This window comes from Lebetimonas sp. JS138 (assembly GCF_000523335.1).
Classification (GTDB): Bacteria; Campylobacterota; Campylobacteria; order Campylobacterales; family Nautiliaceae; genus Lebetimonas.
Genome location: NZ_ATHT01000001.1, coordinates 711,175 through 726,375, shown reverse-complemented (window position 1 = coordinate 726,375; position 15,201 = coordinate 711,175). Strand labels below are relative to the sequence as shown.

Genomic DNA, 15,201 nt, shown 5'->3' with positions numbered 1-15,201 from the left:
TTAAAAGTTTTTCAAAAGAAAGTATAGGAAATTAAAATAACATTAAAATAACAATTAAAGATATCTTTTTTTCTTTTGCGGCTTAATGGTAGAAATATCAACCAATACAAAACTGTCAATACAATTGTTAAAATCCTCATCCACATTGTAATCTATAAAGCTGGCTCCTTCTCTTTCGCATAAATCAGTATATTGCTTATATAAAGTAGGAATAGAAGTATTATAGTAATTTAGATAGCTTCTTAAAATATTAAAATCTTCTTTTAAACCGCCTTTAAAAACAGAATTAAATTCTTCCAATGAATTTTTTGAAACAATAAAAGGATTTTTTGCTTTTACTAAATGTTTGTTTTTTCCATAATATTTATCAAAATAATAAATTATCATCTCCTGGGCAAAAAGAGGAATTTCAGTGCTTAAACTCACAGGCCCGAAAAGATATCTAATATTATTTTTACTTTTAATATAAGCACCTATTCCCTGCCAAAGTAAATCAAGCGCCCTGCTGCCCCAGTATTTTGGTACTACAAAACTTCTTCCAAGTTCTATTGCATTCGGTAAAATTTTTATAAACTCATCACCGAATTCATACAAAGTATTGGTATAAAACCCTTTTTCTTTAAATTTTTTATATATAAACTCTCCATTTCCTATTCTGTAAGAGCCCACTATTTCAAGTTCATCTTCATTCCATAAAATTATATGGTCATAATAATAATCATACTTGTCTTTATCTTTTCTTTTACCTGTCCCCTCGCCCACTTTTCTGAATGTATATTCCCTTAGCCTTGCAATCTCTTTTAAAATAACACTGTCTGGAGAATATTTATACAGATATATAATTTTTCCATCGGTTGTTTTTCCTAAAACTTCGCAGCGCTTTAATTCATCTTTAAGCTCTTTTTTATCAACAGGATGAATAATCGGTTTTTGAGTTTGGTAAACTTCCTTTTTATTTTTTCCAATTTTATAAAGATGTTTTTTAAAAAGTTTTACCTGATATTGTTCATCAATTTTATTATCAAAACTATCAAACGGGATTAATTCTCCAATTTTAAATTCAAGATGCGAATTTTTTTTCTTAAACATTTCATTAAATAAAAGAAGAGAAGATAAATTTTTATTAATCAAAGACATACTGTAAAATATTTTGGAATTTTTAGCTTTTATAAAAACAGGTAAAATCGGGGCTTTATTATGTTTTGCAAAATGTAAAAATCCTTTATGCCATTTGCCGTCCCTTATTCCTGTGGGAGTCGGCCTTGAAACTTCACCTGATGGAAAAATAATTATTGCTTCTTCATTTTGGAGTGATTTATTTATGTTTGATAAGGAAGTTTTTGTAATTTTATTCTCAAAATTATCAACACCTATTAAAATAGATTTTAACTGTTCAAGTAACAACAAATTATTTGCCATAACCTTTATATCTTTTCTGACCTTCTTTACCAAATCAATAAGACAAAATGTATCTAAAATACCCGTCGGATGATTCGCGATAATTATAATCCTGCCGTTTACGGGAATATTCTCTATCTCAGATACTGTATATTTATAAGAGAAATTTAACTTCTCAAGCGCTTCCTCAATGAAAGTAAAAGGCTCTTTTTGGGGAAATTCTTTTAAAAATTCGTCAATTTCATTTTTATGGACAATTTTGTTTATTGTTTTAATTACACCTTTAGAGACAGGTTTTGGAAGCTTTTTTAACTGAGGATATTTTTTTAAGACTGTTTTATTAATATTTAACATAAAACCTCCATTTTTTTCATTATTTTAAAATGTTAAAATAACATTCAAATAACAAAAAGGAAAAAAGTGTATTTAGTTACTCAGGAAAGATTAGGTAAAATGAAACAAATTTTAAACACAAGACAGCGGGATTTAAGGGTTTTTATGGATTATGTCTATTCCGCCCACAATCTCTCAGCAATTGTCAGGACCTGCGATGCCGTAAATATAGGAAAACTTTATTACAGACATCAAAAAAAAGTAAAATTAAATAATGATATAACTATGGGCGCCCATAACTGGATTTTTCACGAATATATTGAAGATATTGAAAAATTTTATCAAAAAATAAAAAAAGATGGCTACCAGGTTATTGTAACTATGCTTGATGAAACTTCCATTGATTTCAGGGAAGTTGATTACACAAAGCCTACTTTAATAGTTCTTGGAAACGAAGTTGAAGGAATTAGTGAAACCAGCATAAAATATGCCGATAAAAAAGTAATTATTCCAATGTACGGAATGAGTCAGAGTCTTAATGTATCTGTGGCAAATGCAGTAATGCTGTATGAAGCCCAGCGTCAGAGACAGGCAAAAGGAATGTATAACAAACCTCAGCTGCCACCTAAACTTATTCAAAAAACCCTTAAAAAATGGGCTTATGATGATATTATTGAAAAAGAACTAAGGAGGGTGAGACATAAAAAATCTAAAATTCAATAATTCTACCGACTCCGCCCGGTATAAAATTTTCCCCATAAGTTTCTTTAAACATCCCTATTGCCAAATCTCCGCTGCAGTGCGTTGGAGTTACATATTCAACCCCTAAATTTTTAAGCTCTTTTACAGTTTCAGTTATTTCTTCTTCAGAGCTTCTCATTAAATGAAACCCGCCAAGCGCATATAAAACCGGTTTATTTAACATTTCAATTGCCCTTTTTACAATATTCACAATTCCCGGATGAGCGCAGCCTGTAACCACAATGAAAAAATCACCTTCATCAATTACAAGGCTTTGTTCACCAATTGGATGCATAACTCCGGTTGAATAAAAATTATCAAAAAGTTTAGTGGGATATTCATTAATAACTTTTACTTTTTTGCTTAATTTTTTTAAATCCCTTATATATAATGCTGATAATGAATCCGGTAAAAACATTGTTAAATTTCTGTTTATATCAACCACAGAATCAATTCCTCCTATGTGGTCCCAGTGAGGATGTGAAATAAAAAGATATTCAAGTTTTTTTATATCAAATCCCATTTTTGAAATATTCCTGATTAGCGCCCTTCCGTTAGAACCTGTATCAAACAAAAAATTATCATTTATAATACATCCAAATCCCCAAAAACTCTCTAATTTTTCATTTGCCCTGTAATTATCAAAAACTATACTGAATCTCATTTTCTTCCCCTTATAACCTTAAATGCCCCGCCGTTGCAACTTTTTATTTCAAAACTTAAATTATCTAAACCCTCTCCGTATAAATTTTCCACACATTCAAATTCACTAAATCTGGCTTTTTGAAGTAAATCAATTATATCATCTTTTGTAAAAAAGATAGCTTCTTTATAAAATTTAGACTTAAATTTATTTTTTTCATAAAACATGCCAAGAGGAGAGTTTAAATCTACAAAAGCTACAATTACAAACCCGCCTTGTTTCAATGCTTTATATGTGTTTTGAAGCGTTTTAAGTGGGTCTTTTACAAAACAGATTGTTGTTACAATCAAAGCAAAATCAAACTCTTCCTCGAAATCCATCTCCTCAGCTGTAATATTAATTACTTCAATGTCTCTTTTTTTGGCGATTTCGCTCATTTCTTTGCTTGGTTCAATCCCAACTTTAATGCCAAGAGGTGCTGCAAACCTGCCGGTTCCCACCCCTATTTCAATACCTTTTCCCTCAGGCAATAATTCTTTAATTGTTTTTAACTCCTCTTCATAAATTTTTGTATGTTTTTCAAACCATTCTTCGTAATCTTTTACTAAATTATCAAAAAACATTTGTTATTCCTTCACCATAGAATTAAAGCATTCCTGCAATTCTTTTATAACTTCCATATTTGGTTCTAAAAAAATTCTGTTACCTATTTTTTCCATTTTTATTAAATTGGCTTCTTTTAATTCTTTTATATGTCTTGAAATAGTGGGCAGTGAATATTCAAACTGTTCGGCAATAACCCCTACACACAAAGCCTGGGAAATAATATCATCTTTTCTGGCTTTTTTGTTAATTCCACAAACATAAGGTTTTCTTAAAATATTTAAAAAAATTTCAAGCCTCGTCTTATGGCCCAGGGCTTTAAAAGCCTTGACTTTTTCTTCAAGCGTCAACATAAAAATCCTTGATTTTTTTTATAAAAGATTATACCATACGCTTTAATATTTAGCAAAAAAGCTAAATAGCTAAATTAGTAAAAAGGAGTGAATATGAATCAAAAAATTTTATTTATTTTCAACCACGAACCATATGACGGGAGTGATATTGCATGGAACGGGTTAAGACTTGCCAAAACATTGTTTGAAAACGGAAATGATGTCAGAATTTTTTTAATGAATGATTCTGTGGATATGGCAAGGGAATGTTACAAAAAACCTGAAACCTATGATACAGATTTAGTTGCAATGCTTAAAGAGATGTATCAAAACGGAATAAAACTAAAAGTTTGCGGAACATGTCAGACAAGATGCGGAATTTATAAAAACCAGCCATATTTTGAAGATACCATAAAAGCTACGATGCAAGACTTGGCAAAATGGGTGGAAGAATGCGACAAAGTAATAACTTTTTAATCTCTTCTTCTGCCAATTTTAACCCAAAAGGGAATGTAACCCTACAAAAAGCAAAAACAAAATAAATAAAATTCTAAGCCAGAGTTTTGGCATTTTATGAGACATCCATGCCCCTATATAAGTGGAAGCCATAGAAATTGGGGCCACAAATAAAACAGCCGGAAAATATACATATCCAAGCGTCCATTGAAAATGGACTTTATTAAAACCCAGAAAAATATACATTAACATTCCGATTATTCCAAGCGGCAGTATCAATGCCGATGTAGTGGCTGTCGCTTTTTTAATGTCAATTCCGTATTTTAACAAAACAGGTGTTATAAAAGCTCCTCCTCCTATTCCGAACATTCCGGATTTTAATCCCATGACAATTCCTATAACCATTTTTACAACAAAAGGAATTTCTTTTTTTTCAAATTCTTTTTTTAATTTATATTTTTTAAATGTATTTATAATCATATTGATACATAAAATTAATATAACCAGTCCGAAAAATTTTTCAAGCAGTTTTGAAGGAAGATAGGTTGCTATAAGAGCCCCTATAATATTAAAAGGCACAATATATAAAATTAATGTTTTAAAAAGTTTCCAATCAATTCTTTTTTGTTTTTGATAAGAAATAATATTTCCTACAACAGTTAAAGAAACAATTGCCAAAGAAGTGCCTGAGACAAAATGCATATACTCATTATGAAACAGTCCAAAATGTTTAAAAATCAGCAAAAGCCCGGGTACGATTACCAAACCCCCGCCGATTCCCAATATGCCCGCAAGTATACCTGTGATAATACCTAATATTATATAATATAAAATCATAAAAAGCCTTATTTACAAATTAGGTTATTATACTAAAAATTTCTAAATTCTACAGGAATGGAGGAAATTATTTGCGAACGGTCAAGTTTTCTTTTTTGAGGTCCGATATTTCCAAGAGTTTCTTTTTCACTTTCAAAAAAATTCTGAAGATAATACGTTTTTTTATATCCCAAATCATACAAAACATCAATAATTTTGTTTATATCTTTTTCATTCAGTAAATCAGTATGCACGGTAGTTCTTACTTCAAAGTCAATATTGCTTTTTATTAACATTTCAAGTGTTTTTTCAAATTTATCATAATATCTGTTTTTGGTAATCTGTTCAAATTTTTCAGGAGGGGCTTTAAAATCAAGTGCTATGTAATCCACTAAATTATTTTCAACCATTTCTTTAATTATTTCTGTATTAATACCGTTTGTATCGAGTTTGATTTCAAAGCCCATATCTTTTATTTTTTTAGCAAAATTTATTAAATTTGGATAAAGCGTGGGGCATCCCCCGGTAAATGTCACTCCGTCAAGCAACCCTGTTCTTGTTTTTAAAAATCCGATTATTTCATCTTCTTCAATTCTCTTTTTACCGAACACAACATCTTTATTGTAACAATAAGGGCATCTCATATTACATCCGCTAAACCACAATATGGCACAAAGCCTTCCGGGAAAATCAAGGGATGAAAATTTTTGAATGGAATAAATTCCGTTCATTAACTTTCTTTAAAATATTTTCTTTCTCTGTGCTCCGCCTTTTTACCTATATTGAAACTCTCAACAGGTCTGTGATATCCCATAACCCTTGTATAAACCATACATTTTTGTCTTTTTTCTTTTAATTTTTCCAAAATTTCTTCTTTAGATAATTCTTTTACTTTCATATTCTCTCCTTTTTTAGATTAGTCATCGATTTTATATTTTCCTTCTTCAATTTCCCTTAAAAGCTCTTCATCACAATAAGGACAGTATTCATGTTCACCCGCTATATATCCGTGTTTTGGACATACACTAAACACAGGCGTTATTGAAATATAAGGCATTCTAAAATTAGAAATTGCCTTTCTAACCAGCTTTTTAGCAGCTTCGGGTGAGCTTAATTTTTCACTCATATATAAATGCAATACCGTTCCCCCCGTATACAAAGTTTGCAAATCATCCTGCAGACTTAGGGCTTCAAAAGGATCGTCTGTATAATTTGCAGGAAGCTGGGATGAATTCGTATAATAAGGCGCATCTTCATACCCCGCCTGAATAATATTTGGAAATCTTTTTTTATCTTCTTTTGCAAACCTGTATGTTGTCCCCTCTGCCGGAGTCGCTTCAAGGTTATATAAATTTCCTGTAATTTCCTGATATTTTATAAGCTTATTTCTCATAAATTCAAGCACTTCTTTTGCAAATTCCACTCCCCAAACAGTTGCTATATTTTCCCTATCACTTGTAAAATTTCTTATCATTTCATTTATACCGTTTACGCCGATTGTGGAAAAATGGTTGTTAAATCCCGGCAAATATCTTTTTGTATAAGGATAAAGCCCCCTGTCATACATTTCCTCTACAAATTTTCTTTTCTTTTCCAAGGTTGATTTAGCCAAATCCATTAAATATTCCAATCTTTCAAGTAACGCTTCCTTATCGCCTTTAAACAGATACCCAAGTCTTGCCATATTGATAGTTACAACACCTATACTTCCTGTCATTTCGGCACTTCCGAAAAGCCCGCCGCCTCTTCTTTTAAGTTCTCTCAAATCGAGCTGAAGCCTGCAGCACATACTTCTGACCGCTCCGGGCTCATAAGCATTTGGATTTCTCACCCTGTTTCCGTTTTCATCTGTAATATACTGACTACCTATAAAATTTTGAAAATAACTACTTCCTATTTTTGCGGTGTTTTCCCAAAGAGCCTTAGCAGCAGGTGAATCCCAGTCAAAATCTTCGGTAATGTTTACCGTAGGGATAGGAAAAGTAAAAGGCTGGCCTATTGCATCACCTTCTGTCATTACCTCATAATAAGCTTTTATAATTTCCTGCATTTCGGGCTCGAAATCTTTATATGTGGCATCTGTCAGTTTTTTGATATTGGGGTTCCTTTTTTGTAATTTTTTCAATAATTCTTCATCTTCCATACCTTCAAGCAAATGTTTATTGTTTCTTGTCGGTATCTGGTCTTTCAAATCATCCGGAACCGTAAAATCTATGGTAATGTTTGTAAAAGGACTCTGTCCCCACCTTGCAGGAACATTAAGATTATATACAAAACTCTCAACCGCCTCTTTAATTTCATTAAATTTCAGTTTATCTTTAAACACATAAGGGGCCAGATATGTATCAAAACTGCTGAATGCCTGAGCTCCGGCCCATTCACTCTGAAGTATTCCAAGAAAATTCGCCATCTGTCCAAGAGCACTTCTGAAATGAGAGGGCGCCTTGCTTTCCACCCTTCCCCTTACTCCGTTAAACCCTTCATTTAAAAGATTCCTTAAACTCCAACCCGCACAGTATCCGCTCAGACAGTCCAAATCATGTATATGATAATCCCCGTCTCTGTGGGCCCTTCCCTCTTCGGGAGAATATACCTTATCAAGCCAGAAATTAGCAATAACTTTTCCTGCGGTATTATTAATAAGTCCTGCATGTGAATAACCCGTATTGGAATTGGCGTTTATTCTCCAGTCCTGTTTATTAATATACTCTTCGATTGTTGTATTGCAGTTTATATATGTAGCATCTTTATTTAATAAATTTTCTCTTTGAAGTTTATGCAAATGCCGATAAAGCATAAAATTTTTCATTACATCAAAATATCCGTGTTTATAAAGAGATTTTTCTATTAAATCCTGAATATATTCAACTTCAGGAGTCTCTATTTCTTTAATCTGTTCAATTACTTCATTAAACACATGAGGGTCATATTTGACATTTGTGGCATCAAAAGCCTTAATTATCGCTTCTTCTATTTTATAGGGGAAATAGTTTTGATAACTTCCGTCTCTTTTTATTACTCTTTTCATTTTTCAGCCCTTGAAGTTTTTAAAATTATACATCCATAAACTTAATAAAAGCTTAAAAAAGCCCGGGATTACCGGACTCTTTTTGTCCTAAACAATCATTCATCCCCTATATTGGGGCTTAAGAAACCACTTTATATTTAAAAATTTTTCCGGCAAACATCGGTTTAATTTCACCCACAATATATGGAGCTGTCCATTCCTCTTTTATTAATTTTACTTTTTTCTCCGGTACATCAATATTGAAATTTTCTCTTGCATTGTTGCTTACAAATTTTTGAAATGTTTCTATATCTTCTTCAAAAAATTCGGCAAGTGCCGGAAGTATTAGAGGGGCGCTGAAAATTCCCGCTGCACCTTTTAATTTGTTTTTTATCGGATGAGGAGCCGAATCGCTTCCAAACATTACTTTTTTATGCCCGGATTTTACAAATTTTTGGATTGCATTCCTGTCTTTTGGAGTTTTGACAACAGGTTTGCAAAAATAATGGGGATTTAGCATTCCACCTGCAACCTCATCAAGCGTTAAAAGAAGATGATGGAGCGTAATAGTCGCATATAAATTCTCATATTTATCAAGTAAATCTAATATTTCTGCAGTTCCGACATGCTCCATTATAATTTTTAATTTTGGAAAATCACGGGCCAGTTTTTCATAAACTGGAATAAATTCTCTTTCCCTCTCCATTACAAATCCGTGGGTTTCACCATGAATACTGAGAGGAATTCCAAGTTCCTGCATCATTTCAAGTACCGGATAAACCGTTTCAATTCCCCTGACACCGCCTTCACTGTTAGTTGTAATTCCGGCGGGATAAAGTTTTACAGCAAAAATAAACTCTTTTAATTCTTTTAATTCTTTTTCTGAATATTCTCTCATAAAAACATTCATTAAAGGAGTAAAATCTTTGGAACTGCTTAAAATTTTCTCTTTATATGAAAGAAGTCTTTCCTTATTATCAACGGGCGGTACTAAATTCGGCATAACAACTGCCGCTGCAAACTGACTTTCAGTGTAAGGTAAAACATCTTTTAATATTTTGCCCTCTCTTAAATGCAAATGCATATCAATCGGAGTATTTAAAATCATTATTATCCTTTATTTTACAATTTCAATTTCTATATTATAAAATTTTTCTAAATTTTTAAAATCAAAATCAAATGTAATAATCTTTTTACAAAACTTATTTGCCGTTTCTAAATGAATAAAATCATTAATATTTCTACATTTATTTAATTTTATACATTTTTGATAAGCATTTAAAACATCATGTTTATTAAAAGTAAATTGACAAAATTTAGAATAAAAATCAATATGTTCCCTACATTCATTAATAATTTTTAGTTTTGATAAAGTAAAAATATATTCACTTATTACAAGAGAAGAAATTACAAACTCATCGTGTTCTAAGGCATCTTTTATCAATTTTTCAGCCAATAAATATTTTTCTTCATCTTGATTTAGCGTATTATAAATTAAAACATTAGTATCAAAATAAATCATTATTTACCTCATTTTCCATACCTTTATAATATGAAACTTTGGGTTTAACTCTTTTTTTAGTAATTTGTTTAAATTCTTCTAAATCATTTTTATTTTCATTCTTTGGAAAAATTAAAATTTCAATTTCTTTTCCAATATATTCTTTTGGTATATGAATAATTAATTTTTCTTTATCTGGCTTTACAATTTCTCTAATCATTATATACCTTTACAAAACAAATTTTATATCTTTATGTTTATTGAGACGCTTAAAAAATTCATTTCTTTCTTCCTCACATGTAACATAAACCTCAAATTTTTGTGAGTGGTATTTTCCGTGCGATTTTGAATCTTTAATTTCACATTCCTGGTTGTTTATACACTCTTTTACGGCTTTTTTCATTTTTTCTTTATCTTCTCCAATAATAGTATATCCCCATATTCTCGGATATTCTATCTTTTTTTCCATATTACTCCTTTAATTTTATATTAATTTATTATATAATTATATCATAAAGGGGAGAGATGCCTGTAATAATCTTGTTTATATTACTTTCAATTCTTAGCGCCGAAAATATTACACTGGATTTAAAATGGAAAAACGCTTTTCAGTTTGCCGGTTTTTATATGGCCAAAGAAAAAGGATTTTACAAAAAATATGATTTAAATGTAACTTTTAAAGAACTTAGTGATAATAATCCTATAAGCGATGTTTTAAATAACAAAGCTCAGTTTGGAATTGCAAATTCCTCTTTAATTTATTATAAACTAAAAGGAAAACATGTAGTTGCCCTTATGCCTGTTTTTGAGAATACCCCTATTGCAATTGTTTCAACCGACCCTAAAGTAAAAACACTTAAAGATTTAAAAAGAAAAATAATACATACCCCTAAAATGGCATTTTATAACATCGCTATCATCGGAATGTTAAAAAAAGCCGGTATAGACTTTAAAAAAATTAAAATTACCAATAAGATTTTTAGCGAAACAGATTTAAAAAAAAAGGGTGTTTATATTATTTACATAACCGACCAATTATATTGGCTTGAAAAAAACAAAATTCCATACAAACTCTTTTCGCCTTTAAATGAAGGCATCGATGCTTATGGTGATGTATTGTTTACATCCGAAAGTTATTTAAAAAATAATCCCAAAACAGTTAAAAATTTTGTAAAAGCCACCAAAAAAGGGTGGGAGTATACAAAAACCCATATAGATGAAACTGTAAAAACAATTCTCAGAAAATACAATACACAGCATTTCACTTATAAAAAATTAAAAAATGAAGCATATAAAACTATCCCGTTTTTATCGGAAAATTATCTTTTTAACAGAGACAAAATAAATCAGCTTAAACTATTATACCAGTTAATTTTTAATATAAAAAACGATTTTGATTTTTTTGATTTTGTATATTCCCCTTATATCACAGAGAAAACAGAAAAAACCTTTATAGAAAACAACCTCATTCATTGTATATCCACTTCAACCTGGCCGCCTTTTAATTTTTTACAAAATAATGAATTAACGGGAATATCTATAGATTTTTGGAAAAATATCAGTAATAAAATCTATCTAAAAAAATTTTGTGAAATTGCACCTGATTTTACGACTGAATTAAATAAAGTAAAAAACAAAGAAGCAGATGTTATTCCAAATACAACCGATACCCCGGAAAGAAAAAAATACGCTATTTTTACAAAGGCATATGTAAGTTATCCCATTGTGATAGCTACAAAAAACAATGTAAATGTTATTTTAAATATGGAAGATTTATATAACAAAAAAATTGCCGTAGGAAAAAATTATACGGCATATGAATTAATTAAAAAATATTATCCAAAAATCAAAATTGTTCCTGTAAAAGATTCCGAAGAAGGTTTAAAACTTTTGGAAAAAGGGGAAATTTTCGGAGTTATTGATATTTTCCCCACACTGGCATATTATATATCCAAACATAAATATTTAAATATTTCTATAAAAGGAATAACACCTTTTTCTTTCCCTCTGAAATTTATGATAAGAAATGATTACAACACATTAAAAAATATTTTAAATAAAGTTATAAACGATATTCCAGCAAAAGAAAAAGTAAATATATTAAATAAATATGTTTCGGTAAACATTTATGAAGGAATACCATACGAAAAAGTAAAAAAAAGATATTTAATAGGTGCTGTTATAATAGCAAGCTTATCGTTAATACTGGTTTTATTGGTAATTTTGTTTTTTAAAATAAAAAAAATAAAAAACAAATTGGAAATAATTGCAACTCATGACAAACTTATTACAGAAATTTATAACAGACTGGAAATGAACAAAAGATTAATTGAGGAAATTGAAAGAGCAAAAAGATATAAAACACCGTTATCTATCATTTATTTTGATATAGACTATTTCAAAAAAATCAATGACACATACGGACATGAAAAAGGGGATTTCGTTTTAAAAGAAATTTCAAAACTTATAAAAGAAAATATTAGAAAAACAGATATATTTGGAAGGTGGGGAGGTGAAGAGTTTTTAATCATATTACCTTCCACCAAAGCAAAAGAAGCGGTTAAAATTTCTGAAAAATTAAGAAAAATTATACAAGAGCATAATTTTGACGGTTTAAATGTTACCATATCTTTCGGTATATCTGAATTAAAAGAAAATGACGATAATATTTCAATAGTAAACAGAGCCGACAAAGCTCTTTATAAGGCAAAAGAAAAAGGAAGAAACAGGGTTGTTTACATAAAATAGACAACAGGCACTATTGTAGGGTATTTTTTGGTTTTTCTGAAAACATGTTTTCTTATCACATTTCTGAGTTCATTTTCAAAAATTCTGTTTTTTTCATATACATAATCTTTCGCATGATCAATATAATTTACCAAAATATCTTCCATTTCTTTGGCAAATGCTTTATCCTGTCTGTCCGCGATAATTCCGTATGTTGTAACTCTCGGCCTTCCTATAAGTTTTTTATTTTGCCTATCTATTTGGGCAACAACCATAATAATCCCCTCATTTGCCAGTTTTTGCCTGTCCAAAACAATATCTGTTTCAATCTGTTCGTTTATCTGGTTGTCAATATATATTTTTCCTGTTTTTACAGATTTTACCTTTCTGACCCTTTTTGGAGTTATTTCCCATTGTTCGCCGTCTTCCATTATAAAGATATTATTTTCATCCAATCCTGTTGTAAGAGCAGTTTCCCTGTGTTTCATCCTGTGGTTGTATTCTCCGTGAACAGGGAAAAAATATTTAGGCTTAACTAGCCTTATCATCAGTTTCTGTTCTTCCTGGCTTGCATGTCCGCTTACATGAATTTCACTGAATTGTTGATAAGCGACTTTTGCGCCTTTTTTCATTAAAAAGTTTATCAGTTGGGAAACACTCGGCTCATTTCCGGGTATGGCCCTTGCACTGAGCACTATCTGATCACCTTCTTTTATTTTAACGTGTCTGTGCTCGTCTATAGCCATTCTGTATAATGCGCTCATGCTTTCCCCCTGGCTTCCGGTAGTGACAATTAAAATTTCATTGTCCTGATATTTCCCTATTTCATAAGGGTCTATAAATATATCCCTTGGAAGTTTGATATAACCCAAATCCATTGCCACGTTTAAGTTCTGTTCCATACTTCTTCCGATAATACAAACTTTTCTTCCGTGTTTTATACCTCTTTCAATTGCCTGGTAAACCCTGTGTATATTGGAAGAAAATGTGGACATTATAACCCTGCCCTTGCTTTTCAAAAACAGATCGTCAAATGTGTTTCCAACTATGCTTTCACTCGGGGTAACACCCGGTTTATATGAATTTGTGGAATCGCTGAAAAGTGCAAGCACCCCTTTTTCACCGTAATATGCAATCCTGTTTAAATCAGGGGCGTATCCGTCAATCGGTGTATGGTCGATTTTAAAATCCCCGGTATGTATTACTGTCCCCGCCGGGGTCTGTATGGCAAGCGAAGATGAATCAATAATAGAATGTGTCATATGAATCCACTCTACTTTAAAATCCCCTATTTGAATAGGATGCCTTTTTTTTACGCTTCTGAAATAACTTTTGTATTGCAGAATTTTATGTTCTTTAAATTTGTTTTCTATCATGGCAAGAGGCAAACTTGTTCCATAAATTGGAAACTGCATTTCTTTAAAAAGATATGGCACGGCCCCTATATGGTCTTCGTGACCGTGTGTTATTATAAGCCCTTTTATTTTATGCCTAATTTCCCTTAAATATGTAAAATCTGGAATTAAAATATCAACTCCGTGCATATCCTCGCTCGGAAAACTCATCCCGCAGTCAATTATAATTGCACTGTGTTCTGTTTCAAGTACTGCACAGTTTCCCCCTATTTCATCAAGTCCGCCAAGCGGGGTAAACTTAATCCATCTTTTTGTATTTTCATTTATTTTATTAAATGTATTAAGCCTTGATTGGTGAATTTTTTCATTTTCATTAAAAGCTTTGTTCAAATCTTTAAACCATACAAAATTTTTTGGATCTGCTTTTTTTTGTGCAGATTTTAAATTTTGTTTTTGATTGCTGTTTTTATTATTCTGTTTACTGAGATTTTGGTTTTTGTTTTCTTCCATTCTTACTCCTTTCCTTTAGCGCGGAAAAGAGCCGGAAAAAAGTTAAGCCGTCTACCTGGTGAGGTCTTAATTTCGGATCAAGTTCAAAATCTTTCAAATTCAGCCCTGTTGCAGATAAATTCTTACTGAGTGTTTTTCTGGGATTACTAAATGCAATTTTTAAAAATTTAGCAAACTCTTCATCATAGTTTTTTTTAAATTTTTCAAATAAAATTACACTGCTTGTCACCTTCGGAGCAGGAACAAACGCCCCGGGAGGTATATCAAACAATTTTTTTACTTTTGCAACACTGCTTGCCAAAACAGCCAAAGAAGAATAATTTCTATTGCCTGTTTTCGCACTGAATTTATCTGCCACTTCCTTTTGAATTAAAACCAAAATATTTTTTGCGTTTTTATCTTTAAGGGCTTTTAAAATTATATTTGTTGCTATATAATATGGTAAATTTGCAATCAAATCATAATTTTCTTCAGCTAAAAAACCCTTTTTCCAAAATTCAAGAACATCACCACAAATTAGATTTAAGTTCGGAAATTTATCTTTTAAAATTTCACACAAATCTTTATCAATTTCTATTGCTGTCACTCTTCTTTTTTCCAGCAACTTTTCCGTTAAATCGCCTAAGCCAGGCCCAATCTCTATAATTAAATTTTGAGTATTGGGCATCGCTTCGACGATTTTTTCCAAATAATATTTATCTTTTAAAAAATTTTGACCAAATTTTTTCTTTGCTCTGATTATAACATATCCTTTTTATAATGTAAAGTATGTTAAAATT

General features: G+C 30.8%; 15 protein-coding genes and 1 pseudogene. 3 read left to right on the top strand and 13 right to left on the bottom strand.

The genetic code is table 11. The annotated features are described in order from the left end of the window. Positions 1 to 54: 54 nt before the first annotated feature. Positions 55 to 1,752 (bottom strand): lysophospholipid acyltransferase family protein, encoded by a 1,698-nt coding sequence (locus DZ67_RS0104070; RefSeq protein WP_024787389.1) that lies wholly within the window; start codon positions 1,750 to 1,752, stop codon positions 55 to 57. A gap of 66 nt (positions 1,753 to 1,818) precedes the next feature. Here DZ67_RS0104070 and DZ67_RS0104065 point away from each other — a divergent pair, with 66 nt between their 5' ends. After that, positions 1,819 to 2,454 (top strand): TrmH family RNA methyltransferase, encoded by a 636-nt coding sequence (locus DZ67_RS0104065; RefSeq protein ID WP_024791778.1) that lies wholly within the window; start codon positions 1,819 to 1,821, stop codon positions 2,452 to 2,454. Here DZ67_RS0104065 and DZ67_RS0104060 read toward each other — a convergent pair. The 3 genes from DZ67_RS0104060 to DZ67_RS0104050 are packed head-to-tail and all read right to left on the bottom strand — an operon-like array spanning position 2,441 to position 4,071. Next, on the bottom strand, positions 2,441 to 3,136 hold the full coding sequence (locus tag DZ67_RS0104060; protein ID WP_024787387.1) for an MBL fold metallo-hydrolase: 696 nt from the start codon (positions 3,134 to 3,136) through the stop codon (positions 2,441 to 2,443). The two genes, DZ67_RS0104065 and DZ67_RS0104060, sit on opposite strands and share 14 nt — an antisense overlap. Continuing rightward, entirely contained in the window at positions 3,133 to 3,738 is a 606-nt protein-coding gene (locus DZ67_RS0104055; protein WP_024788202.1) for a class I SAM-dependent methyltransferase, read from the bottom strand. Before DZ67_RS0104055 ends, DZ67_RS0104060 begins: the two co-directional genes overlap by 4 nt. Positions 3,739 to 3,741: 3 nt before the next feature. Then, on the bottom strand, positions 3,742 to 4,071 hold the full coding sequence (locus DZ67_RS0104050) for an ArsR/SmtB family transcription factor (RefSeq protein ID WP_024789577.1): 330 nt from the start codon (positions 4,069 to 4,071) through the stop codon (positions 3,742 to 3,744). A 93-nt stretch (positions 4,072 to 4,164) separates the two neighbouring features. Here DZ67_RS0104050 and DZ67_RS0104045 point away from each other — a divergent pair, with 93 nt between their 5' ends. Next, positions 4,165 to 4,527 carry a DsrE/DsrF/TusD sulfur relay family protein gene (locus DZ67_RS0104045; RefSeq protein ID WP_035907086.1) on the top strand — a complete coding sequence of 121 codons (363 nt, stop codon included), beginning with the start codon at positions 4,165 to 4,167 and terminating at the stop codon, positions 4,525 to 4,527. A gap of 18 nt (positions 4,528 to 4,545) precedes the next feature. Here DZ67_RS0104045 and DZ67_RS0104040 read toward each other — a convergent pair whose 3' ends face one another. The 7 genes and pseudogenes from DZ67_RS0104040 to DZ67_RS0104005 all read right to left on the bottom strand — a co-directional run bounded on the left by DZ67_RS0104040 (position 4,546) and on the right by DZ67_RS0104005 (position 10,299). Beyond that, complete coding sequence (locus tag DZ67_RS0104040; protein ID WP_024787385.1) at positions 4,546 to 5,343, bottom strand: sulfite exporter TauE/SafE family protein; 798 nt, start codon at positions 5,341 to 5,343, stop codon at positions 4,546 to 4,548. 32 nt (positions 5,344 to 5,375) lie between these two features. Next, positions 5,376 to 6,053, bottom strand: coding sequence for an anaerobic ribonucleoside-triphosphate reductase activating protein (locus DZ67_RS0104035; RefSeq protein WP_024787384.1), 678 nt, complete (start codon positions 6,051 to 6,053; stop codon positions 5,376 to 5,378). Then, positions 6,053 to 8,350, bottom strand: a pseudogene (locus tag DZ67_RS0104025) (ribonucleoside triphosphate reductase). Before DZ67_RS0104025 ends, DZ67_RS0104035 begins: the two are co-directional and overlap by 1 nt. Positions 8,351 to 8,468: 118 nt before the next feature. Continuing rightward, positions 8,469 to 9,437: a dihydroorotase gene (gene pyrC, locus DZ67_RS0104020; RefSeq protein ID WP_162147222.1), complete on the bottom strand. Its 969-nt coding sequence runs from the start codon at positions 9,435 to 9,437 to the stop codon at positions 8,469 to 8,471. Between the two features lie 9 nt (positions 9,438 to 9,446). Then, a complete protein-coding gene (locus DZ67_RS0104015) occupies positions 9,447 to 9,851 on the bottom strand; it encodes a type II toxin-antitoxin system VapC family toxin (protein ID WP_024787380.1) in 405 nt (134 codons plus the stop codon). Then, complete coding sequence (locus DZ67_RS0104010) at positions 9,838 to 10,050, bottom strand: hypothetical protein (RefSeq protein ID WP_024787379.1); 213 nt, start codon at positions 10,048 to 10,050, stop codon at positions 9,838 to 9,840. Before DZ67_RS0104010 ends, DZ67_RS0104015 begins: the two co-directional genes overlap by 14 nt. Before the next feature lie 9 nt (positions 10,051 to 10,059). Continuing rightward, on the bottom strand, positions 10,060 to 10,299 hold the full coding sequence (locus DZ67_RS0104005; RefSeq protein ID WP_024787378.1) for an HP0495 family protein: 240 nt from the start codon (positions 10,297 to 10,299) through the stop codon (positions 10,060 to 10,062). A gap of 56 nt (positions 10,300 to 10,355) precedes the next feature. On the opposite strand from DZ67_RS0104005, the gene DZ67_RS0104000 reads away from it, so the two are divergent. After that, complete coding sequence (locus DZ67_RS0104000) at positions 10,356 to 12,578, top strand: diguanylate cyclase (RefSeq protein ID WP_024787377.1); 2,223 nt, start codon at positions 10,356 to 10,358, stop codon at positions 12,576 to 12,578. Here the strand turns inward: DZ67_RS0104000 and DZ67_RS0103995 are convergent. Next, a complete protein-coding gene (locus DZ67_RS0103995; protein WP_024787376.1) occupies positions 12,566 to 14,422 on the bottom strand; it encodes a ribonuclease J in 1,857 nt (618 codons plus the stop codon). The genes DZ67_RS0104000 and DZ67_RS0103995 overlap by 13 nt on opposite strands. Further along, positions 14,391 to 15,110 carry a 16S rRNA (adenine(1518)-N(6)/adenine(1519)-N(6))-dimethyltransferase RsmA gene (rsmA, locus tag DZ67_RS0103990; protein WP_236617344.1) on the bottom strand — a complete coding sequence of 240 codons (720 nt, stop codon included), beginning with the start codon at positions 15,108 to 15,110 and terminating at the stop codon, positions 14,391 to 14,393. The genes DZ67_RS0103995 and rsmA overlap by 32 nt, the downstream gene beginning before the upstream one ends. Positions 15,111 to 15,201 lie beyond the last annotated feature (91 nt).